Raw genomic sequence first — 21,179 nt, 5'->3', positions numbered from 1 at the left:
CTCCCCTTGAGCTGACTTCCCCATGCGGCGCCACCCAGAGGGGCACCCAGGGAACTATCCAGGGCACTACTTAACGTGTTCAAACGGTGGCCACTATATGAGAATTGACGATCAGAAGGGGAGCCTCTTGTCTGCTTTCTTCTCCTCAACGGGTGTGGCGGAGAGGGAAACCCCTGATCCGGGACCGTCCCGGGGGCATCCTGGAGGTATGGCCGACCAGGTTGAGCAGCGGGAATCGACAGCAGTGGCGATCCGGACGTCCACCGTCCTCGCGCGGGAGCTGAAATCAGCCATGCGCGGTGAGGTCGACTTCGGAGCCGCCACGCGGGCCCTCATGACCATGGACGCGTCCAACTACCGCCGGGTACCGGTCGGGGTGGTCGCGCCGCGCGACGCGGCGGACGTGGCCGCGGCCCTCTCGGTCTGCCGCGAGCGCGGCGTACCGGTGGTGCCGCGCGGCGCGGGTACCTCGATCGCCGGGCAGGCCACGGGGGTCGGGGTGGTCCTCGACCTCACCCGCCATCTGCGCTCCGTCGTGTCGCTGGACGCGGCGGCCCGTACGGCGGTCGTCCAGCCCGGCGTCGTCCTGGACGAACTGCGCGCCGCGGCCCGCCCGTACGGCCTGACCTTCGGCCCCGATCCTTCCACGCACAGCCGGTGCACGCTCGGCGGGATGATCGGCAACAACTCCTGCGGATCGCACTCGGTGGCCTGGGGTACCACCGCCGACAACGTCCACGGCCTGTCGGTCCTGACGTACGGGGGCGAGTCGCTGCGCCTGGAACGAGGCTGGGGGCCGGGCCCGGGCGGCTCCGGCGCGGGATCGGGCTCCCCCGGTACGGGCGGCCCCGGCGCGGGATCGGGTTCCCCCGGCGCCCCCGCCGGGCTGCGCGCGCTGGTGGAGCGGAACCTGGCGCTCCTGCGCACCGGTTTCCCCGCCGCGATGCCCCGCCGCATCTCCGGCTACGCGCTCGACGCGCTCCTCCCCGAGAACGGCACCGACCTCGCCCGCGCCTTCTGCGGCAGCGAGGGATCGCTCGGCGTCGTCACCGAAGCGACCGTACGGCTCGTCGAGGCGCCCGCCGCCCGCGCCCTCGCCGTGCTCGGCTACCCGGACGAGAGCGCCGCGGCCGAGGCCGCCGCCGGGCTCCTCCCGTACGGACCGCTCACCGTCGAGGGCATGGCCGAGGACCTGGTGCGCGGCGGCCACGACCTGCCGCGCGGCGGCGCCTGGCTGTTCGTGGAGACCGGCGGCGCGGCGCCCGCGGAGGCGTGCGCCCGCGCCGGGGAGATCGTGCGCGCGGCCGACGCGCTGGACGCCGCCGTCGTGACCGACCCGGCCGGGACCCGGGCGCTGTGGCGCGTACGGGAGGACGCCGCCGGGACGGCGACGCGCATGCCGGACGGCAGTGAGGCGTGGCCCGGCTGGGAGGACTGCGCGGTCCCGCCCGCCCGACTCGGCCCGTATCTGCGGGAGTTCAGGGCCCTGCTGGCCGAACACGGGCTGCGGGGAACGCCGTACGGGCACTTCGGCGACGGCTGCATCCATGTCCGCATCGACTTCGACCTGTTGGGCGAGGAGGGCGTACGGCGCTTCCGCCGCTTCTCGGAGGAGACCGCGGAACTCGTCGTCGCCCACGGCGGCTCGCTCTCCGGCGAACACGGCGACGGGCTGGCGCGCGCGGAGCTGCTGCCGAAGATGTACGGGGACGAACTCGTCGCGCTCTTCACCGAGTTCAAGGACATCTGGGACCCGGACGGCGGCATGAACCCGGGCGTGCTGGCCCGGCCGGCCCGTCTCGACGCGAACCTGCGCTTCGCCGTGCTGCCGCGCGAACCCGTCGACGTCGCGTTCGGCTATCCGCACGACGGCCCCGCCGGCGGGGACTTCTCGGCGGCCGTACGGCGCTGTGTGGGCGTGGCCAAGTGCCGTGTGGCCGGACCGAGTTCGGGTGAGAGCGTGATGTGCCCCTCCTTCCGTGCCACGGGCGAGGAGCAGCACTCGACGCGCGGGCGCGCCCGGCTGCTCCACGAGATGCTCGCGGGCGAGGTGGTGACGGACGGCTGGCGCTCGACGGAGGTACGGGACGCCCTCGATCTCTGCCTGTCCTGCAAGGGCTGCCGCAGCGACTGCCCGGTCGGCGTGGACATGGCCACGTACAAGGCGGAGTTCCTGCACCACCACTACGCGGGCCGGCGCCGCCCCGCCGCCCACTACGCGATGGGGTGGCTGCCGCTGTGGCTCCGCGCGGCGGCGCCCTTCGCGCGCGTACTGAACGCGGCGGCGCGGGTACCGGCCCTGGCGGCGCCCGCGAAACGGCTCGGCGGGATCGCCCCCGAGCGGGGGATCCCGGCGCTGGCACCGGAGACGTTCGGCCGCTGGCTGCGCCGCGGGCGGCGGACCGCGTCCCCGGACGCGCCGGGTGGCGGGCCGGGTGGCGGGCCCGTGGGCGGGCCGAAGGCCGTCCTGTGGCCGGATACCTTCACGGAGTACCTGTCGCCGTCGGTCGGCCGGGCGGCGGTACGGGTGCTGGAGGCGGCGGGCCTCGACCTCGTGACACCGGGGGCCGGCGCGCGCGGCAGGCTCTCGCGCGGCAAGGTCTGCTGCGGGCTCACGTACGTCTCCACCGGCCAGCTCGACCGGGCCCGTACGGTCCTGCGCCGCACCCTCGACACGATGGAGCCGCTGCTCGACGCGGGCCTCCCGGTGGTCGTCCTGGAGCCGAGCTGCGCCGCCGCGCTCACCACGGACCTCCCGGAACTCCTCGGCGACGACCCCCGCGCGGCCCGCCTCGCCGGGGCCGTCCGTACCTTCGCCCAGGTGCTGGAGGAGTGCGCCCCGCAGTGGCGTCCCCCGCGCCTGGACCGCGCGGTCGCCGGCCAGACCCACTGCCACCAGCACGCGGTCCTGGGCGACGCGGCGGAACGCCGGCTGCGCGAACGCGCGGGCCTGACCGGCGCGTTGAGCGGCGGCTGCTGCGGCCTCGCGGGCAACTTCGGCTTCGAACGCGGCCACTACGACGTGTCGGTGGCCTGCGCCGAGGACCAACTGCTCCCCGCCGTAAGGGCGGCCGCGGACGGCACGGAGATCCTGGCGGACGGCTTCTCGTGCCGTACGCAGCTGGAACAGCTGAACGGCACCCGGGCGAGGCACCTGGCGGAGGTCCTGGCGGAGGCGCTGGAGGGTTGACCCCGTGCCCACCTCCGTGCCCACCCCCGTGCCCCTAGGCCGGTGTGAGGCGCCCGCCGCGGCGGGCGCCGAGCCAGCGGCCGTCGCGGACGACGACATGGCCGGCCTGCATCACCCAGCGGATCCCGGCCGGCACACGCCGGGGGTCGGCGTACGTCCCGGTCTCACCCACCGTGGACGGGTCGAACGCCACCAGGTCGGCGACCAGGCCGGGCGTGAGCCGTCCGCGGTCCGGTACCCCGAAGACCTCCGCGGTCAGCCCGGTCATCTTGTGGACGGCCGTCGCCAGGTCCAGCACGCCGCGCTCACGCACGTACCGGCCCAGTACCCGGGGGAAGCTCCCGTACAGCCGGGGATGCGGCTTGCCGCCCAGCCCGACGGGCAGGCCGTCGGTGCACACGCTGGTGCGCGGGGCGCGCAGCACCGTCTCGACGTCCCGTTCGGCCATGGAGAAGTCGACCATGCTCACCTGGAGGTCCTCGGTACGCAGCAGATGCACGATCACCTCGAACGGCGCCATGTCCAGCGTTCCGGCGAGTTCGGCGAGTGTGGCGCCCTCATGGCCGTGGCTGCGGGTCGAGGACACCATGATCCGGTCGTATCCGTCGCCCGCCACGATGTTCTCCCAGCCGTGGTCGGCGGGGTCGTCGACCTCGGCGCGGGCGCGGTCGACCTGGACCGGATCGTCGAGCCTGCGCCGCACCAGGTCGTCGTCGCCCTCCAGGAACCAGGGCGGCAGGACGGCCAGCAGGGTGGTGGAACTGGCGTCGTACGGGTACACGTCCTGGCTGATGTCCACGCCCTCGGCGCGGGCCCGGTCCAGGCGGGCGAGCGCGTCGTCCACCCCGCCCCAGAACGGCACACCGGCCGCCTTGAGGTGGGAGACCTGCACGCGGCGGCCGGTGCGGGCGCCCAGGCCGACCGCCTCCTCGACGCTGCGTCCCAGATGGCGTCCCTCGTCGCGCATGTGGGTGGCGTAGATACGGCCCTCGGGGAGCCGGGCGGCCAGCTCGACCAGTTCACCGGGGGCGCTGTGGACGCCGGGCGGGTAGATCAGCCCGGAGGACATCCCGAAGGCCCCTGCCTCCATGGCCTCGTCGAGGAGCGCGCCCATCCGGCGGGCGTCGTCGCGGTCCGGCGGTCCGGGGCGGCCGTCCATGGCCGCCCCGTGCAGTGCCCCGTGGCCGGCGAGCGGGCAGTAGTGCGTGACGTGGCCCGCCGCGTCGAGTGCTTCGTAGAGGGGGCCGAAGCCGCCGTACGGACGGGGGTCCGGGCTCGTTCCGCAGTTGCCGACCACCTCGGTGGTGATGCCCTGGAGGATCTTGCTGGTGTCGTCCTCGTGCTCCAGCGGGGAGGTGTCGGCGTGCGAGTGCGGATCGATGAAGCCGGGCGCCAGCACCAGCCCGCTGGCGTCCAGCGTGGCGTATCCGTCGTCGGCGGCGAAGGTGCCGGGCGGTGCGACGGCCGCGATCCGGTCACCGGTGACGGTCACGTCGGCCGGCCGGGGCGGCGCCCCGGTGCCGTCCACCACCGTGGCACCGGTGATCAGGAGCGCCCCGCCCCGGGGCGTCGCGGTCGCGCCCGAGGCCGCGGGCCGGACCGGGGAGGTGTCGGGCCGGCCGGAGGCGGCGGGGCCGCCGGATGTCGTGGGCATTCAGAGCACCTTTCCGAGGAACGCCTTGGTCCGCTCGTGCCGCGGTCGTGCCAGTACTTCTTCGGGTGTGCCCGACTCCACGACCACCCCGTCGTCCATGAAGACCACCTGGTCGGCGACCTCCTTGGCGAAGCCGATCTCGTGGGTCACCACGACCATGGTCATGCCGGACCCGGCCAGGTCGCGCATCACGCTCAGCACCTCGCCCACCAGCTCGGGATCGAGCGCCGAGGTGGGCTCGTCGAAGAGCATCAGCTTGGGCTCCATCGCCAGCGACCTGGCGATGGCGATGCGCTGCTGCTGGCCACCGGACAGGTGCGCCGGATAGGCGTCGGCCTTGTCGGCCAGACCGACCCGGTCCAGCAGGACGCGGGCCTGGGCACAGGCGGCCTCCTTGCTCCGCCCCAGCACCTGGCGCGGCGCCTCGATGATGTTCTCCAGGACGGTCATGTGCGGGAAGAGGTGGAACCGCTGGAAGACCATGCCGATGTGGGCGCGCCGGGCGGCGACCTCGCGCGGTGACAGTTCCCGCAGCTCATCGCCGGTCCGGCGGTAGCCGACGGGCTCACCGTCGACGTACAGCTGTCCGCCGTCGAGCCGCTCCAGGTGGTTGACGCAGCGCAGGAACGTGCTCTTGCCCGAACCGCTCGGCCCGAGCAGGCACATGACCTCCCCTTGTTCCACGGTCAGATCGATGCCCCGCAGGATCTCCTGGTGTCCGAAGCTCTTGCGGACGTCCTGCGCCGACAGCATGGGCGTCGGCGGCTTGGGCGTGGTCATGCCTGCTCACCTCCGGTGAGGGGGGTCGCGCGCGGGCCGGAGCCGGCGCGGGCCGATGTGACACCGCGGCCGAAGCGCCGCTCCAGGTGGCGCTGCCCGAAGGTGAGCGCGGTGGTCAGCGCCAGGTACCAGAGACAGGCGACCACGAGCAGCGGGATGACCTTGAAGTTCATCGAGTAGATGCTCTGCAGGTTGGTCATCAGGTCGTTGCCCGCGATGACCGAGACCAGGGCGGTCATCTTCATCATGGTGATGGTCTCGTTGCCCATGGGCGGCACGATCACGCGCATCGCCTGGGGCAGCACGATCCTGCGCATGGTCCGTCCCGGGGTGAGGCCGAGCGCGTACGCGGCCTCCCGCTGCCCGGCGTCCACGGAGGCGATGCCGCCGCGCACGATCTCCGCGGCGTACGCGGCCGCGTTGAGGCCGAGCGCGAGCACGGCGGCGACCGTGGCGGTCACCAGCGTGTTGGTCTCTGTGCTGTAGAAGACCACGTCGGTGAAGGGGATGCCGATGATCAGCTGCTGGTAGAAGGCGCCGAGGAAGCCCCAGAAGATCAGCTGGACGAGCAGCGGCACGCCCCGCAGCAGCCAGACGTAGCCATCGGCGATCGCCCGGAGGAGAAAGCTGTCCGACAGCTTCATGACCGCCAGCAGGGTGCCGCCGAGGACGGCGATCACCATGCAGATGACCGTCAGGTAGAGAGTGACGCCGAGCCCCGCGAGGGTGCGCTCGTGGAACAGGTACTCACCGACCGTGTGCCACTCCAGGTTGGGATTCTTGGCCACCGACCAGACGACTCCGGCCAGGCACAGCAGCGCCAGCACGCCGCAGGCGGTGCGGACGGGGTGGCGCAGGGGCCTGATGGTCAGCGCCGCGCCGGTGACCTGGGAGGACACGGCCTCGGTCCCGGTCTCGGTCCGCGTCCCGGGGACGGTGCTCACGTGTGCCTCCGCTTGCTCGCTCCGTTGATCGTGTAGTCGGTCAGGCCGTAGTCGGCCATGCCGTAGTGGCCCAGGATCCGGCGGTAGTCACCGCTCTTCTCCAGATGGCGCAGGGCGCTTTGGATGGCCTGGGAAAGCCCCGTGCGCTGTTTGGAGACGCCTATGCCGATGAGGTCGCGTTTGGCGCCGAAGTCGAATTCCCTGACGATTCCCAGTGGACCGTCACCCTGCTGTTTCAGGGCGTATCCGCCCAGTGCGGAGTTGGTGATGACCGCGTCCACCTTGCCGCTGCTCAGCGCGAGCAGCGACTGCGAGAACACGGGGTACGACTGGAGTTCGTTGGCCGGTTTTCCCGCGGCCCCGCACGCGCGCGAGTTCTTCTCGATGTCCGTGATGGTGGTGGTGCCGGTCTGGCCGCCGACCGTGTGCCCGCACAGGCTCATCATGTCGCGGAAATCCGAGTGCCTTTTCTTGTTGACCAGAAGGGTGGGTACGAGGACGCCGTAGTCGACGAAGTCGATGACCTTCTGGCGGTCGGGGGTGTCCACCATGCCTGCCATGACCAGGTCGTACTTCCCGGACTTGACGCCGGGGACCAGCCCGTCGAACGGCTGCTGCTGGAAGTCGAACCGCACACCGAGCACCTTTCCGACGGCCCTCGCCAGGTCGATGTCCAGGCCGACGAATTCCTGGTCGCTCTCGGAACGGAAGCTCTCGAACGGCGGATAGGGTGCGTTGGTGCCGACGACGACGCGTCCCGATTTCCGGATGGCTTCGGGAAGCAGGGCGTGCAGTCCCGCGTCCTGCCGGACGCCGGACAGGTCCACCGATGCCCGCGCCGGGCCGGTGGTACCGCCACCGCACCCGGAAACGAGCAGGGCTACGGCAAGGCACCCGGCGGCGGCGGGCAGGGAGAAACCGCGGAGGCGTTCATGTTTTCGCATAGGGGCCTCGGTAGGTGAGCGGGCGTGAACGGCTACTCGAACCCCTGGTGCGGGCAGGTGAAACATTGGCCGTGCCAGCATCTTGAAGGGGCCGTTCCCGGCATTCTTTAGCCGTCCGGCCTAAAGTGATCGGGCCCCTTGGCCGATCAGCCAAACAGTCCTCTCGATCTCTGGCCGACCGGCCCACCCCTCCCTGTGCCCCCCATCGCATCATCAGCGGCATGGACCCACTCGGACCCGCGCCGGAACTCGATCTCACCGCCGATGTCGTCGCACTCACCCGCGCCCTTGTCGACACCCCTTCCGAGAGCGGCGAGGAGGCCCGGCTGGCGGACGCCGTCGAGTCGGCGCTCCGCGCCCTGCCCCACCTCACCGTCACCCGCGTCGGCCACTCGGTGGTGGCCCGCACCGAACTCGGCCACCCCGAACGGGTTCTCGTCGCGGGCCACTTGGACACCGTGCCCGCCGCCGGAAACCTGCCGTCCCGCCTCGACGGCGCCCTGCTCCACGGCCTCGGCGCCTGCGACATGAAGGGCGGGGTCGCCGTGGCCCTGCGCCTCGCGGCCACCGTCCCCGAGCCCGCCGCGCGCGACATCACGTACGTCTTCTACGAGTGCGAGGAGGTCGAGGGCGACCGCAACGGCCTCGGCAGGATCGCGGCCGAACGGCCGGAGCTGCTGACGGCCGGTCTCGCGATCCTGATGGAGCCCTCCGACGCGGGCGTCGAGGCCGGCTGCCAGGGCGTGCTGACGGCGGACATCACGGTGCGCGGGGAGCGGGCGCACACCGCGCGGGCATGGCGGGGGGTGAACGCCGCGCACCGCGCCGGGGCGGTACTCCAGCGGCTCGCGGACCATGTGCCCGAACGGGTCGTGATCGACGGCCTGGAGTACCGGGAGGGGCTGAACGCCGTCGCCGTGCGGGCGGGGGTCGCGGGCAACGTCGTCCCCGACGAGTGCGTGATCACGGTCAACGCCCGTTTCGCGCCGAGCCGTTCGGCGGCGGAGGCGCAGGCGTACGTCAGGGGTCTCTTCCCCGAGGACGCGTACGAGGTCGAGGTGACGGAGACGGTACCGGGTGCGCTGCCCGGTCTCGGCCAGGAGGCGGTCGCCTCGCTCGTCGGCGTACTGGGCGCGACACCCCGGCCCAAGCTGGGCTGGACCGACGTGGCGCGGTTCGCGTCGCTCGGCGTCCCGGCACTCAACTACGGCCCCGGAGATCCGGTGCTCGCGCACACGGCGGGGGAGTACGTGCCGGTGGCGCAGCTGCGGGAGTGCGAGACCCGGCTGCGGGCGTGGCTCGGAGCCGGGCGGGACGGGTCAGACAGGACCTCGGAATGATCGCGACGACCCGTCCAGTCCACCCAGCGTCCTCAGCTGCAGCCACAGCACCAGCCGTTCGTCGGGATCGTCGAGGTCGATCCCGATCTGCTGCTGGGCCTGCTTGAGGCGGTAGCGGCAGGTGTTGGGGTGCACGGCGAGCAGTCGCGCCGCGCCGGCCATGTCGCAGCCCGCGTCGAGCCACGAGACGAGGGTGCGGGCGTAGTCGGTGCCGTGCCCGGCGTCGTACGCGAGGATGTCGCGCCAGGCCCCGGTGGACAGCTCCCGCCGTTCGGCCAGGACCTCGGTCAGCCTGAGCAGCGTGACCCGCGGCCGTACCTCGTCCGCGGACGCCACCGGGAGGCCGGGGCCGAGGAGGCGCAGCACCAGGTCCGCGTCGTCGCGGGAGGCCGCCACTTCCGCGAGCCCGGGTGCCACATCCCCCAGCGAGGCCCGCACGGGCACCCGCAGCGCCTGTCCGGCCTGCCGCACGATGTCCTCGGCGAGCCCCTTGTGCCGTGCCGAGCCGCGCTCGCCGAGCGCGGGCAGCAGCGCGTACACGACGCCGTCTACCAGGACGCACGCGTGCCGGCCGTAACGTGCCCGGCACTGGAGCCGTACGAGTTCCAGGAGCCGTAGCGCGCTCTGCTCGCCGTCCGGTTCGGAGACCGCGGAGTCGAGTACGAAGGCGGCCACGCGTACGGGTGCCGGCTCTCCGTCCGGGCCGAGGCCCAGGCCGAGGCGGTGGGCCGCGCCGGCCGGGTCCGCGGTGCCGTCGAGCAGCCGGCGCAGCAGATCCCCGTTCTGGTGCCGGGCCAGTTCCTGCGCGGCCCGCGCCCGCAGCAGCCACAGCGCCACGGTGGACGCCCCTTGTACGAGCGCCTCCTCGGCGTCGGGCGCGAGCCTGCCGTCGTCCACGACCCAGAGCGACCCGAGGGTCTCGCCGCCGGCGCGGACGGCGACGGCGAGCCGGGGAAGGTTGTCACCTCCGCGCCCTCCGGCGCCGCCGCCCAGCGCCGCCAGCCGGACCGGTCCCGCCGCCGAGAAGAGCACCCGGTACTGCTCCGAATTCTCCGGGCTGCCGGGCACCTGGAGGCCGAGGATGCCCTGCCTGCGGTCCTCGTCGACCCGCTGTCCCGGCACGGTCGAGTACGCGAGGATCCGCTGCCGGGGGTCCTCGATGGCGGTGGCGCCGCCGACGGCCGCGGCGACGGCGTCGGCCAGCGCGAAGAGGTCACCGAGCGCGGCGCCGCCGTCGGCCGGCCCGGTGGTCGCTCCTCCCCGGTCGAAGCCGAGGGCCTGGGGGAGGGCACCGATCGCCGAGGCGAGCAGCAGATGCACCTGGTGCCAGGCGGCGTCCCCGGCCACGGACAGCAGCGCGAGCCCCGCGGACTCCGCCTCCGCGAGCGGCCCGTCCTGGCCGCGGACGACGAGCCCGCTCATCCCCGCCTCCGCCGCGGCCCGCGCCAGCGGCCCCGCCGCGGACGCGCGCACCCCGACCGCGAGGAGCAGCGCCCCGGGCGCCCTGGGGAGCGGGGAGTGGGCGTCGTACAGCAACGCCTCGGTGACGGGCACGGTGAGTCCGGCGGGGGCGGTGTGCAGGGTGACGGCGGGGCCGCCGCCGACGTCCAGCAGTTCGCCGAGGGTCCAGGTGTCCACGGGGCCTCCTCGCGCTTTGATCGTTCACGGGTTGGCCGATCTCATCAGGAACGTAAGCGCGCTTTGTCCTGACGCACAACGTGAGGACCGTCACGAGCTCCGAGACTCGACCCATGACAGGAGCGACAGCATGACAGGAGCCGCAGAAGTCTCCGGCGCGCGCGATCTCGCGACGGCCGCCGCCCGCACGGCCGGCGTCACGCTCCGTGCCCTGCACGACGTCACCGGCATCGCCGCCGTGACCGACTTCTTCAGCGACGTCTGGCAGACCCCCCGCAGCACCCCGCCCTACCCGGCCGAGGTGCTGCACAGCCTGGTCCACGCGGGGGGCGCGGTGCACGCCGCGTACGACGGCACCCGCCTCGCCGGAGCCGCCGTCGCCGTCTTCGGGCCGCCGGAACACGCGGACGTGTACTCCTTCGTGGCCGCTGCCGCCGCCTCCGACCGCGGCGTCGGGTACGCGGTGAAGCAGGCCCAGCGCGTCTGGGCGCTGGAACGCGGCGCCCGCACCATGCGCTGGACCTTCGACCCGCTGGTCGGCCGTAACGCCCGCTTCAACCTGGTCAAGCTGGGTGCCGTCGGCACGGAGTACCTGGTCGACTTCTACGGCCCCATGGCCGACGGGGTGAACGACGGTGACGAGAGCGACCGGCTGACGGTGACCTGGGATCTGACGCCGGCCCGGCATCCGGCACGGACCGCGCATCCGGCGCCGGGCAACGGGGCGGACGACCGCGACGCCGCCCCCGCCACGCACCCCGCCCCCGACGGCGCGCCCCTCGCCCGCCGGGGCCTCGACGACCGCCACATCTGGTGCCGCGTCCCGGACGACATCGTCAAGCTGCGCGCCGTCGAGCCGCTGCTCGCGCTGCGCTGGCGCCACGCCCTCCGCGAGGTCCTCACGGAGGCGTTCGCCGAGCGGTACGTCGCCACGGCGATGTCCCGCGACGGCTGGTACACCCTCACCCGCGCCACCGAGGGGAACACCCCGGCATGAAACTCGAACGCGTCGAAGCCGTCCACATCGCCCTTCCCCTCGTCACCCCCTTCCGCACCTCCTTCAGCACGATGACGACGAAGGACACCTTCCTGCTGCATGTCGTCACGGACGCGGCCGAGGGCTGGTCGGAGTTCGCCGCCGACCCCGAGCCGCTGTACTGCTCGGAGTTCGTGGCCGGAGCCGAACTCGTGCTCCGCGACTTCCTGCTGCCCCGTGTGGCCGCCCTCCCCGCCCTCACCGCCGCCGCGCTCGCCCCCGCGATGGCGGAGATCAAGGGACACGAACTGGCCAAGGCGGCGCTGGAGACGGCCGTACTCGACGCCGAACTGCGCGCGCACGGCATGCCGCTCGCGACCTATCTGGGGGCCGTGCGGGACCGCGTACCCGCCGGGGTCTCCGTCGGCATCAAGGACTCCCTCGGGGAACTCCTCGACGACGTCGAGCGCTACCTCGCCGAGGGATACGTACGCATCAAGCTGAAGATCGAACCCGGCTGGGACCTGGAACCCGTACGGGCCGTGCGCGAGCGCTTCGGGGACGCGCTGCCGCTCCAGGTCGACGCCAACACGGCCTACTCGCTCGCGGACGCCGAACACCTGCGGAAACTGGACGAGTTCGGGCTCCTGCTCATGGAGGAACCGCTGGAGGAGAACAACCTCCACGCCCACGCCCGGCTCCAGCAGCGCGTCGCGACCCCCGTCTGTCTCGACGAGTCGCTGCACAGCGCCCGCGACGCCGCCTCCGCGATCGCGATGGAGGCGTGCCGGGTCGTCAACGTGAAGCCCGCCCGGGTCGGCGGCTACCTGGAGGCCCGTCGCATGCATGACGTCGCCCACGCGCACGGGGTGCCGGTGTGGTGCGGCGGCATGCTGGAGACGGGCATCGGCCGCGCCCCCAACCTCGCGCTCGCCGCCCTCCCCGGCTTCACCCTCCCCGGCGACACCTCCGCCTCCGGCCGGTACTTCGCCGAGGACATCACCGAGCCCTTCGTCCTGGCGGACGGCCACCTGCCGGTGCCGCGCACCCCGGGCATCGGTGTCGAGCCGCTGCCGGAGGCGCTGCGCCGCCACACGACGGCGCGGAGAGTCCTGTACGGGGGCTGACCGGGCCGGCCACCGGGGACATCGGGGCCCGCGGGGCCCGCGGGGCCGCCGCGTCACTTCCGCGGCGGCCCCGGGGAATCCGTATCGGATGGGGCTCCCCCGGCTCCTTTTGCCCTAGCGTTTCGGGCGCCGTTCGCGCCTGCTGTGCCAGGCGGTCGCGGCGAACAGGACGACGGCCAGGACGCCGACGAGCAGGAAGAGGAGGGTCTGGGCGGAGGTCAGAAAGGTGATCAGGCCCTCGCCGGTGCGAGGGGTGTTCTGCGGTTGGTAGACCTCGGCGGACGGCGGGGCGTCCGGGTCGGCGAGGACGCGCGGGCAGGCCGAGCCTGCCCGGCACGCCTCGATGAGGCGCGTGGGCATACGGGTACTCCTGGGACGTCGTTGACGGTCGGTTCGTCACGGCCGGGTGGCGCGTGAGAGACGCGGGAGAACGCCGTTGCTTACGGTCCGCAGGGCACTCGCTGGTGCCGGAGGGTGAGATGCGCGGTCTGGGAGGAGAGCGCGCGTGGGGCGAGGAGCCCGGGGTGGGGCGTGCTGGGCTCGTACGGCTGCGGCGGTTGGACCGAGAGCGCCCTTGCCAGCCGTACGGCCCACTGCCTGGCCGGTTCCGTCCATGTCTGGAAGATCTGCGGGGGCAGGGCACAGGCGCTGTGCAGAAGCCAGGCCAGCACCAGTCCGGCCGTGAGGTTGAGTACGGCCATGGCAGGGCTGTTGTGGTGCCAGACCGGCGGCAGCCGGAGGTGTCCGTCCGTCGTCACCGCGCGCTCGGTGGCGTTGAGCCAGGTCGGCAGAGCTGCCTGGATCACCACGACGACCGCGACGACGGCGCGGGGGGTCCCGAAGTGGAAGGCGGGGGCGGCACCGGCGAACATCACCAGGGCGGCGAGTGCCAGGCTCGGCCAGGAGACGGGCGAATCCGCTGTCGCGTGATGCAGCCCCGCCGCCACGGCGCTGGTCAGCACGGTGAAGGAGGCGGCGCGAGCGGCGCTTCCGGTCACTGTACGGGCGGGGGCGGTCAGGATCAGCATGTCCGCCCCAGTATGGCCCGCTCGGCCCGTCGCGTACCCGGCATTCCGCCATGGTCCTACGCGTCCCGTGCGGATCATTCCTGGGTCGGCGGGTCGCAGCGCGGCGGGCAGTGGGCGGTGTTGGCGACCGTGGCGGCCGGGGCCAGCGACACGGTGGTGGGCACCATGAGCAGGGCGACGGCAGCGCCTGCCGCCAGGAGGGGCAGGGCGCGATCAGCGGCGCAGTGCCGTCCGGCGATGAGCCGGCGGATCCGCTCGGCGGGATCCGCCCCGGTCATGGCAGGGAGGCTGCCGATGGTGTTCCCGGGGGCGGCGGACATCTCCAGCAGCGCGACGGCGAGCGTGCGCTGCCCGTGCTCGTCGGCCGCGTGGTCGTCGGCCACCATTTCCGCCAGCCGCCGGGTCTGTTCCGCGTAGTCGCGCAGGGCTCCGCTCCAGCCGACGGCCGCGGTCACCACATCCGCGAGGACGATCACGCGGTGATGCCGGTAACTCAGGTGTGCCTGTTCGTGGGCGACGGTGGCCGACACCTGCTCGGGGGTGAGGAGGGACAGGGCGCCGCGGGTCAGGACGATGCGGGCGTCGTGCCGTGAGCCCGGGATGCAGAAGGCGGCCGGTACGGGATCCTCCAGCACGCGGACCCGGCGCAGCGGGCCGGTCCCGTACGGGGCGAGCGCGTCGGCGACCAGACGGTGCCGGTTCCGTTCGTGACGGAAGATCCGCAGACGCCGTACAGTCAGTACGGTCACCGAGCTCACCGCGGCGAGCAGCACGACCGTCGCGCCGGTGGCGATCTCGTCGGCGTACCAGGAGCCGCTGTACAGGGCGTGCACCTGCGGCTCGTCCGCGTGGAACAGCCACACCACGGCGTGTTCCCACACATCGTGCGCGGTGAGCACGAGAACGCAGGCGATGGTGGCGAGGAAGGTGACGGCGCAGGTGTGCCACAGGCACAGTGCGGTCCGGGGCGAGTGGACCACCCATGCCGCGCGGGTGAGGACCCGGTTGCCCGCCACGCCCAGGAGAGCGGCGTACAGCAGCAGCGTGCCGATGACCAGCATGGTTCAGCCTCCGTTCCGCGGCGGGGCGGTGGGGGGATCCGCCAGGGCTTCCCGCAGGGCCGCGGCTTCCTGCGGGTCGAGGCGGCCGGCGAAGCGCAGGAGGGCGCTGGCCCGGTCGGTGGAGGCGTCCAGGACCTGGCCCATGAGTTCCGCGGTGTACTCGTCGGCGCTCCGGGCGGCGCTGTAGCGGTAGGACCGGCCCTCTTTCCTTCTGGTCAGCCAGCCTTTCTCACGCAGCCGTTCGGTGACGGTCATCACGGTCGTATAGGCCAGCGTGCGGGGGCCGTTGAGCGCGTCGGTCAGGGTGTGGATGGTGACGGGTTCGGCCCGCTGCCACACCACCCGCATGATCTCCGACTCCAACTCGCCGAACGCTCGCATGGTCACCATCCCCTCCCAGGGTCCGTCGTCGCGCTGTACCAGTCTGCCCGCCGAGGGGAGCCCGTTCGGCCCGGCCCGTGGTGCCGGGCCTCACCGACTGCTTCTACAGAGCGTAGTAGATTTATTTCTACGCAGCGTAGTAGTTTGCTGGTGTGGACGCCGAAACCCGCGCTACCGCGCCATCGAGCCCTGCCCGCCCCGCCCGGGATCCGCACTCGGCCGGACGCCGTCTTCCCGCCATGAGAGGCACCGGGCCGATCCCCTACCGCCCCTACGCCGTGCGGTTCATGGACCCCGAGCATCTGCCGTATGTCGTACGGGAGCATCTGCGGCTCTTTCCCGACGGGTTCTTCGCCCGTCTCGGCCCCCGGTTCCTGTCGGCATACACCGGGACCTATATGACCAGCCCGCACGCCCTGGCCTTCATCGCCGTGGCGAAGGAGCGTCCTGTCGGTTTCCTGGTGGGCGTGACGGACCCGGCGCTCCACCGCCGCCATATGCTGCGCCGGCACGGAGGCGCGCTGCTGATACGCGCTCTCGGCGGCCTGGCCGTGCGGCCCGCCCTGCTGGGACATTTCCTGCGGACCAGGGCTCCGCGTTACCTCAGCAAGCTGACGCGACGTCAGCAGCCGGATCAGCCCCAGTGGCCCACCACGGCCGGCCCGCAGACGTCCCGGGGCCCGGGGGCCGTGCTCGCGCACATCGCCGTGGACGAGTCGGCCCGCTCCCTGGGGATCGGGGCGGACCTCGTCGAGCGTTTCGTCGCCGCTTGCGCCATAGCCGGGTGCGCGCGGGTCTCCCTCGTCACCGTGGAAGGACCCGGAGGCGCCGGGCCGTACTACGAACGCCGCGGATGGCGACGCGAGGGCGAGAGCCGCACGCCCGAAGGACGCGGTCTGCTCACCTACGAGCGCGTCCTCGAAACCCCTTCCTGGCCTCCGGGCTGGACCAGGGAGGAAACCGGCGAACCGCATCGCGGCTGACCATTACCGCCGCTCTCCGCCCGCCGCTCTCCGCTCGCCGCTCTCCGCTCGCCGCTCTCCGCTCGCCGCGCAAGACACCGCTGTCCGAACCAGAAGGATCACCTTGACCAGCCGCAGGACCGTTCCCGTCCGGGGAGCCACGGAACACCGCGCCCGCCCGGCGCTCCAGGGCCGAATCTCCCCCGCTCCCGGTGGCGGGCGGCGCCGTGCACTCCTCGGGCGCTCACTGTCCGCGGCCTGCGTCCTGCTCGCCACCGCGTGTGCGACCGGCGCCGATACGGCGGAGGGTGGCACGGGGGCCGCGGAATCACGAACGCCCACCCCGAGCCCGTCGCCGTCCGCGAACCCGGTCGTGAAGGAGGTTCCGGCGGAACAGTGGCAACGGATCGTCGAGACCGGGGTGTGGCGCGAGGGCTGCCCTGTCACCCGCGAGGACCTGCGCCGTGTCGAGGTCAACTATGTCGACTTCGAGGGCGGGATACGGAGGGGCACACTGATCGTCAACGCCGATATCACCGAGAGCGTCTCGCGTGTCTTCACCCGCCTGTTCGACGAACGGTTCCCCATCTACCGTATGCGGCCGGTGGAAGCCTACGAGGGGGACACCAAGGCCAGTCTGGAAGACAACAACACGGCGGCCTACAACTGCCGTCGGCTCAACCAGATCAACGCTCCCGTGACGGAATCCCCTCACGCCAACGGCCGCGCCATCGACATCAACCCGTTGCAGAACCCCTGGAAGGATCTGCGCTGCACGTGCTGGTCCCCCAGCGCCAAGTACGCCGAGCGCGCTCCGGGCAAGGGCGCCATCCTCGACGGCGGACCGGTGTGGCGGACCTTCGTCGACGAGGGCTGGATCTGGCAGAACATCAAGGTGCCCGACTACATGCACTTCGACACCGGGTACCCCTCCGTCCCCGTCACCGGAGGAGTGCCGTCCCCCACCACGAGCGCGGCGCCCCCGTCCGCCGAGCCGGTGTCACCGGAGGATCAGCCGTCCGACGGAAGCGCCCGGGACGGCGGCCGTCGCGGCTCTGCCGACAGCTAACTCCTCTGGGCACCCGGCGCGGGCGCTGCTTGGCTGTTGGGCATGGAGATCTTGATTCTGGGCGGAACGGCCTGGGTGGGACGCGAGTTGTCGCGGGAGGCGCTGGGGCGCGGCCATCGGGTGACGTGCCTCGCGCGCGGCGAGAGCGGCGAAGTCGCGGACGGGGCGCGGCTGGTGGCCGCCGACCGGGGGGACCCCTCGGCGTACGAACCACTGCTCGACCGTGAGTGGGACGCGGTCATGGAGGTGTCCTGGCAGCCCGGCTTCGTTCGCGGGGCGCTCGACGCGCTGGGGGACAGGGCAGGGCACTGGACGTACGTCTCCTCCGTCAGCGCCTACGCGTCCCACGCCGTGCTGGACGCGGACGAGTCCACGGAGCTGCTTCCGCCGACCGAACGGGCCACGGTCGACCGCGAGGCGTACGGCGAGGCGAAGGTCGCCTGCGAGCAGGCGTCGAGGTCCGTCGTGGGTGGCCACCTCCTCGTCGCGCGCGCCGGTCTTATCGGCGGCCCTGGCGACCACAGCGGACGCTCGGGCTACTGGGTGGCCCGTGCCGCGCGCGATTCCCACGGGCCGATGCTCGTTCCCGGCACACCGGCGATGCCGACCCAGGCGGTCGACGTACGGGACCTGGCCGCCTGGGTGCTCGACTGTGCGGAGGGCGGAGTCACCGGGACGTACGACGCCGTCGGACCGGTGGTTCCGTTCGAGGAGTGGGTCGAGCTGTCCCGGACGCTCGGCGGGCACACCGGGCCGGTGGTCACCGCGGATTCGGCCTGGCTGCTGGCGAATGGCGTCGGCGAGTACATGGGAGAGGAGTCGCTGCCGTTGTGGCTGGTCGAGCCCGGCTGGGAAGGGTGGCAGGCCCGGAGCGGGGCGGCGGCGCGCGCGGCGGGGCTCCGCCCTCGGCTCCCGGCGGAGCTGCTGGCGGACACGCTGCGCTGGGAGCGGGAGGAGGGGCTCGACCGGGTACGGCGGGCCGGGCTGAGCGCCCGGCGGGAGCGCGAGTTGCTGGACGCTCTCGGCTGACGTTCCTCGGCCCGAATCGCACGCGTACAACGTTGGTCCCTGCGTGGGCTGCTCGGCACGGGCGACCGGCCGGCCCGGCTCGGCCGCTCGCGGCATGGCGTGCGGCAACTCGCGGAGGGTGATCACCAATTCGGGTGTCATGGGCGTGGTCCGGCATTCCATCAGGAGGCATGGCCCCCATGCTGAGGAAACCGCAACCAAGATCACGGAAGGATTCGGCCCATGACCACGATGGTGCAGGACGTCATCACCACCAAGCTTGAGCGTGAGTTCGACGCCATGGACGCCAACCACGACGGCTATCTGGACTGGACGGACTACCAGCAGTTCGCCGACCGCTACATCCAGGCTTACCGGCTCGGCAAGGACGACCGCCGGGCCAGGGCGCTCCACTCCTTCTGCCAGACTTACTGGCTGGAGCTGCTGCGCCACGCAGGCGTGGACGGGGACCGGCTCACGAAGGAGCAGTTCGTCACGGCCAACCGCCTCGCGGTCATCGACACCAGTCGGCTCAACGTGACCGAGGGCGGCGGCCATGTGTTCTTCGATGTCATCGATGTCGACGGCGACAACGAGATCAGCAAGGACGAGTTCGCCCGCTTCCTGAGGGACGTGCGGAGGATCGACGCGCCCGAGGCGATGGACTCGTTCACGAGGCTGGACACCGACGGGGACGGCGCGATCTCGCGCCACGAGTTCATCCGTGCGATTCGTGAGCACTTCCTCTCGCACGACCCGGAGGCGCCGGGCAGCCTGTTCTTCGGGCGCGTCTGACCCACCCGCTTCCCGGCGTTCGCCAGTTTCGGCCGGGAGCCGTCCACGGCCGCCCCTGGGGTCCGATCCCAGCGGGCGGCCGTCGCCGTGCAGAGGATGGGTGCTTGGGGGAGAACAGCCGAACCGGGGCCGATCAGGGGCACGCTCACGCGCCCCTGTCGGGGATTTCGGATCGGTACCGGGCGGTCCAGGGAGTCGAGCAGGACCCGTTCGCCGTCACCGGCCACGGTGAGCCCGAAGCGATGGAACCCGAGTTGGTTGATGTCGGTGCCGGTGTTGGTGCGACCGAGGCTGAGTCGGAGGGTTGCGCGGGCCTGGTCGCGGGTGAGGCCGATCGCGGTGAGGACGTGGGAGGATTCGCGACGGCTTCTGGTCCAACCAGAGCAAGGGGACCTTTCAGCGCGGCATCGACCCCGGCGAGATAACCGCACTGGCGCGCCGGGTCGGACTCGTCCTCGCCGATACCACCCCCGTGCTGCCGCTGCCCGGCGTCTGTCATGCTGTCCTGGCCAAACCCGAGGCGTGAGACGCATACATACGAAACGTCCCCCCTCGCGTATAGCCCTGGTGAGCGAAGCCGCGTACCAATCAACCTCCCCACACACGTGCGACGTTGTGCACGAAGTCGTGTACCGCAAAAACAGCCGGAGCGGACGGGCGGTCAGCGGTTGCCCGTCCAGATGATCCGGTCGGCGAAGCCTCCCCGCTGGCCCGCCTTGGCTTCGCGGATCTTCTCCAACTGGTCCGCGTCGACCCCGAGGTCCGCCGCGAGCGCGCGTACGACCTCCAGCACGTCCGCGAGTTCCTCGGGCGCCGACTCCTCGTCCGCTTCCAGGAACTCGGCGACCTCTTCGCCGAGCTTGTTCCGCAGTCGGCTGCGGTATTCCTCCGGGCCCGCGGTGTAGATGACCGGTTCAGCGCCGTTCTCCCGGACGATCTGCGGAATCCGGTCTCGCACCAACTTGCCCACCTTGCTGTAGCGGTCCACCGGTTGCTCTCCCGCGCCTATCGCTGTGAGGCAGTCGCCAGACGCCGCCCCTTCATGCCGACGCAGCCTAGGGAAGACGCCTCACGGCTCGCCATGCGAACCGCCAATCCCACCCGTTCGGGGTGTCATCCCCAGATCCTTGTGGAGCGTGTCGGTCTCGGTGTTGGGGCACGTGCTCACGGAAACCGAAACTGATCGGCCCGGCGACTCGTCTTGAGGGACAAGGTCAAGTGGACGGGAAGCCATGGGCGAGCAGGTACGGGCAGGCAGCGGTGTGACGTCTACGTCTACCGTGACGGTGAAGGCGGTGTTCCGGCGCGTGGCGGGCCGTGGGCGGGATGGCGGCGAGGGCCGGTCGGTCTGGGCCCGCGGGCGGGTGCTCGCCGTGCTGGCGGTGGTGACCGCCGGGGCGCTGGGGTTCCATCGGGCCGTGCCCAACTCCGTGGGCCGGCTGGGGAGTCTGCTGGAGGCGTTCCTGCCGTGGCTCGGCCTCGCGGTCCCGGTGCTGCTCGGGCTGGCGTTGCTGCGCCGTTCGGCGCTCGCGCTGGTGGCGCTGCTGCTGCCGGTCGCGGCGTGGACGTATCTCTTCGGCGGGCTGCTGCTGCCCGCCCCCGATCCCGGCCCGCGTGACCTGGTCGTGGTGCAGCACAACGTCAGCGACGAGAACGCCGACCCCGCGGGCACGGCCCGCGCGCTGGCAGGCGCCGGGCCCGATCTCATCGCGCTGGAGGAGCTGGTGCCGCCCGCGCTCGGGGTCTACGAGAGGACGCTCGCCGCGGAGTATCCGCACCACGCGGTCCAGGGCACCGTCGGGCTCTGGTCGAAGCATCCGCTGACCGAGGCGGGGTTGCTGGACATCAGTCCCCAGGGGATCGGGGAGGGGTGGCGGCGGGGGCTGCGGGTCGTGGTCGGTACGCCGCACGGCGAGGTCGCGGCGTACGTCGCTCACCTGCCCTCGGTCCGGGTCCGGGCGAGTGGTCTCGCCTCCGCCTGGCGCGACGAGAGCGCGGGGCTGCTGGGAAAGGAGATCGCCGCGGAGAAGGTGGAGACGGTGATCCTGCTGGGCGATCTCAACAGCACGGTCGACGACCGGGGGCTGGCCCCGGTGACCTCCCAACTGAACGTGGCGGAACGGGGCGTGGCCTTCAGCTTCCCCACGGCCTTCCCGGTGGCCCGGATCGACCAGGTCATGGTCCGTGCCGGAACGGTCGGCCATATACGTACCCTGCCGGCGACCGGCAGCGACCACCTGCCGGTCGCCGCCCGGATCACCCTGGACTGACCTCGGCCGCCG

At 72.2% G+C, this 21,179-nt stretch carries 19 protein-coding genes; 9 read left to right on the top strand and 10 right to left on the bottom strand.

The window, feature by feature from the left end:
• Positions 1–208 precede the first annotated feature (208 nt).
• Positions 209–3,190, top strand: a complete 2,982-nt coding sequence (locus AB0P17_RS12445) for an FAD-binding and (Fe-S)-binding domain-containing protein (protein ID WP_365810136.1) — start codon at positions 209–211, stop codon at positions 3,188–3,190.
• A gap of 34 nt (positions 3,191–3,224) precedes the next feature.
• On the opposite strand, the gene AB0P17_RS12440 is transcribed toward AB0P17_RS12445, so the two are convergent.
• From AB0P17_RS12440 to AB0P17_RS12425, 4 genes are read right to left on the bottom strand one after another with little or no spacing between them, the layout of a single operon-like run.
• Positions 3,225–4,844, bottom strand: a complete 1,620-nt coding sequence (locus AB0P17_RS12440; RefSeq protein WP_365810134.1) for a D-aminoacylase — start codon at positions 4,842–4,844, stop codon at positions 3,225–3,227.
• Positions 4,845–5,624, bottom strand: a complete 780-nt coding sequence (locus AB0P17_RS12435; protein ID WP_365810132.1) for an amino acid ABC transporter ATP-binding protein — start codon at positions 5,622–5,624, stop codon at positions 4,845–4,847.
• Complete coding sequence (locus AB0P17_RS12430; protein ID WP_365810131.1) at positions 5,621–6,568, bottom strand: amino acid ABC transporter permease; 948 nt, start codon at positions 6,566–6,568, stop codon at positions 5,621–5,623. The genes AB0P17_RS12435 and AB0P17_RS12430 overlap by 4 nt, the downstream gene beginning before the upstream one ends.
• Positions 6,565–7,512 carry an ABC transporter substrate-binding protein gene (locus tag AB0P17_RS12425; protein ID WP_365810129.1) on the bottom strand — a complete coding sequence of 316 codons (948 nt, stop codon included), beginning with the start codon at positions 7,510–7,512 and terminating at the stop codon, positions 6,565–6,567. Before AB0P17_RS12425 ends, AB0P17_RS12430 begins: the two co-directional genes overlap by 4 nt.
• A 221-nt stretch (positions 7,513–7,733) precedes the next feature.
• Between AB0P17_RS12425 and dapE the strand changes: the two genes are divergently transcribed.
• Positions 7,734–8,852, top strand: coding sequence for a succinyl-diaminopimelate desuccinylase (gene dapE / locus AB0P17_RS12420; RefSeq protein WP_365810127.1), 1,119 nt, complete (start codon positions 7,734–7,736; stop codon positions 8,850–8,852).
• Here the strand turns inward: dapE and AB0P17_RS12415 are convergent.
• Positions 8,832–10,490: a helix-turn-helix domain-containing protein gene (locus AB0P17_RS12415; RefSeq protein ID WP_365810126.1), complete on the bottom strand. Its 1,659-nt coding sequence runs from the start codon at positions 10,488–10,490 to the stop codon at positions 8,832–8,834. The genes dapE and AB0P17_RS12415 overlap by 21 nt on opposite strands.
• Before the next feature lie 130 nt (positions 10,491–10,620).
• Between AB0P17_RS12415 and AB0P17_RS12410 the strand changes: the two genes are divergently transcribed.
• Positions 10,621–11,487, top strand: coding sequence for a chorismate synthase (locus tag AB0P17_RS12410; protein WP_365810124.1), 867 nt, complete (start codon positions 10,621–10,623; stop codon positions 11,485–11,487).
• Positions 11,484–12,593, top strand: a complete 1,110-nt coding sequence (gene menC / locus AB0P17_RS12405; protein WP_365810122.1) for an o-succinylbenzoate synthase — start codon at positions 11,484–11,486, stop codon at positions 12,591–12,593. Before AB0P17_RS12410 ends, menC begins: the two co-directional genes overlap by 4 nt.
• 114 nt (positions 12,594–12,707) lie before the next feature.
• Here menC and AB0P17_RS12400 read toward each other — a convergent pair whose 3' ends face one another.
• From AB0P17_RS12400 to AB0P17_RS12385, 4 genes are all read right to left on the bottom strand, one after another.
• Entirely contained in the window at positions 12,708–12,953 is a 246-nt protein-coding gene (locus AB0P17_RS12400) for a hypothetical protein (RefSeq protein ID WP_365810120.1), read from the bottom strand.
• An 80-nt stretch (positions 12,954–13,033) separates the two neighbouring features.
• Positions 13,034–13,621, bottom strand: coding sequence for a hypothetical protein (locus tag AB0P17_RS12395; RefSeq protein WP_365810118.1), 588 nt, complete (start codon positions 13,619–13,621; stop codon positions 13,034–13,036).
• 74 nt (positions 13,622–13,695) lie between these two features.
• Positions 13,696–14,682 (bottom strand): M56 family metallopeptidase, encoded by a 987-nt coding sequence (locus AB0P17_RS12390; RefSeq protein ID WP_365810116.1) that lies wholly within the window; start codon positions 14,680–14,682, stop codon positions 13,696–13,698.
• A 3-nt stretch (positions 14,683–14,685) separates the two neighbouring features.
• Complete coding sequence (locus AB0P17_RS12385) at positions 14,686–15,072, bottom strand: BlaI/MecI/CopY family transcriptional regulator (protein WP_365810115.1); 387 nt, start codon at positions 15,070–15,072, stop codon at positions 14,686–14,688.
• 230 nt (positions 15,073–15,302) lie between these two features.
• Between AB0P17_RS12385 and AB0P17_RS12380 the strand changes: the two genes are divergently transcribed.
• From AB0P17_RS12380 to AB0P17_RS12365, 4 genes are all read left to right on the top strand, one after another.
• Positions 15,303–16,046, top strand: coding sequence for a GNAT family N-acetyltransferase (locus AB0P17_RS12380; protein ID WP_365810112.1), 744 nt, complete (start codon positions 15,303–15,305; stop codon positions 16,044–16,046).
• A 352-nt stretch (positions 16,047–16,398) separates the two neighbouring features.
• Positions 16,399–17,094 carry a M15 family metallopeptidase gene (locus AB0P17_RS12375; RefSeq protein WP_365810110.1) on the top strand — a complete coding sequence of 232 codons (696 nt, stop codon included), beginning with the start codon at positions 16,399–16,401 and terminating at the stop codon, positions 17,092–17,094.
• Positions 17,095–17,136: 42 nt separating this feature from the next.
• Positions 17,137–18,123, top strand: a complete 987-nt coding sequence (locus tag AB0P17_RS12370; protein WP_365810109.1) for an NAD-dependent epimerase/dehydratase family protein — start codon at positions 17,137–17,139, stop codon at positions 18,121–18,123.
• A 222-nt stretch (positions 18,124–18,345) separates the two neighbouring features.
• A complete protein-coding gene (locus AB0P17_RS12365) occupies positions 18,346–18,897 on the top strand; it encodes an EF-hand domain-containing protein (RefSeq protein ID WP_365810107.1) in 552 nt (183 codons plus the stop codon).
• Between the two features lie 661 nt (positions 18,898–19,558).
• On the opposite strand, the gene AB0P17_RS12360 is transcribed toward AB0P17_RS12365, so the two are convergent.
• On the bottom strand, positions 19,559–19,885 hold the full coding sequence (locus AB0P17_RS12360) for a nucleoside triphosphate pyrophosphohydrolase (protein ID WP_365810106.1): 327 nt from the start codon (positions 19,883–19,885) through the stop codon (positions 19,559–19,561).
• 319 nt (positions 19,886–20,204) lie between these two features.
• Here AB0P17_RS12360 and AB0P17_RS12355 point away from each other — a divergent pair, with 319 nt between their 5' ends.
• Complete coding sequence (locus AB0P17_RS12355; RefSeq protein WP_365810206.1) at positions 20,205–21,167, top strand: endonuclease/exonuclease/phosphatase family protein; 963 nt, start codon at positions 20,205–20,207, stop codon at positions 21,165–21,167.
• Positions 21,168–21,179: the final 12 nt, after the last annotated feature.

The sequence above is a fragment of the Streptomyces sp. NPDC088124 genome, from assembly GCF_040685895.1.
Lineage (GTDB): Bacteria > Actinomycetota > Actinomycetes > Streptomycetales > Streptomycetaceae > Streptomyces.
Note: the sequence above shows the minus strand (reverse complement) of the source record. Positions and strands in the feature narration are given on the sequence as shown.

Excerpts from the sequence above, each read along its gene's own strand:
- AB0P17_RS12445 (WP_365810136.1), top strand. The coding sequence starts at position 209 with ATGGCCGACCAGGTTGAGCAGCGGGAATCGACAGCAGTGGCGATCCGG.
- AB0P17_RS12440 (WP_365810134.1), bottom strand. The coding sequence starts at position 4,844 with ATGCCCACGACATCCGGCGGCCCCGCCGCCTCCGGCCGGCCCGACACC.
- AB0P17_RS12435 (WP_365810132.1), bottom strand. The coding sequence starts at position 5,624 with ATGACCACGCCCAAGCCGCCGACGCCCATGCTGTCGGCGCAGGACGTC.
- AB0P17_RS12425 (WP_365810129.1), bottom strand. The coding sequence starts at position 7,512 with ATGCGAAAACATGAACGCCTCCGCGGTTTCTCCCTGCCCGCCGCCGCC.
- dapE (WP_365810127.1), top strand. The coding sequence starts at position 7,734 with ATGGACCCACTCGGACCCGCGCCGGAACTCGATCTCACCGCCGATGTC.
- AB0P17_RS12410 (WP_365810124.1), top strand. The coding sequence starts at position 10,621 with ATGACAGGAGCCGCAGAAGTCTCCGGCGCGCGCGATCTCGCGACGGCC.
- menC (WP_365810122.1), top strand. The coding sequence starts at position 11,484 with ATGAAACTCGAACGCGTCGAAGCCGTCCACATCGCCCTTCCCCTCGTC.
- AB0P17_RS12400 (WP_365810120.1), bottom strand. The coding sequence starts at position 12,953 with ATGCCCACGCGCCTCATCGAGGCGTGCCGGGCAGGCTCGGCCTGCCCG.
- AB0P17_RS12395 (WP_365810118.1), bottom strand. The coding sequence starts at position 13,621 with ATGCTGATCCTGACCGCCCCCGCCCGTACAGTGACCGGAAGCGCCGCT.
- AB0P17_RS12390 (WP_365810116.1), bottom strand. The coding sequence starts at position 14,682 with ATGCTGGTCATCGGCACGCTGCTGCTGTACGCCGCTCTCCTGGGCGTG.
- AB0P17_RS12385 (WP_365810115.1), bottom strand. The coding sequence starts at position 15,072 with ATGGTGACCATGCGAGCGTTCGGCGAGTTGGAGTCGGAGATCATGCGG.
- AB0P17_RS12380 (WP_365810112.1), top strand. The coding sequence starts at position 15,303 with ATGAGAGGCACCGGGCCGATCCCCTACCGCCCCTACGCCGTGCGGTTC.
- AB0P17_RS12370 (WP_365810109.1), top strand. The coding sequence starts at position 17,137 with ATGGAGATCTTGATTCTGGGCGGAACGGCCTGGGTGGGACGCGAGTTG.
- AB0P17_RS12365 (WP_365810107.1), top strand. The coding sequence starts at position 18,346 with ATGACCACGATGGTGCAGGACGTCATCACCACCAAGCTTGAGCGTGAG.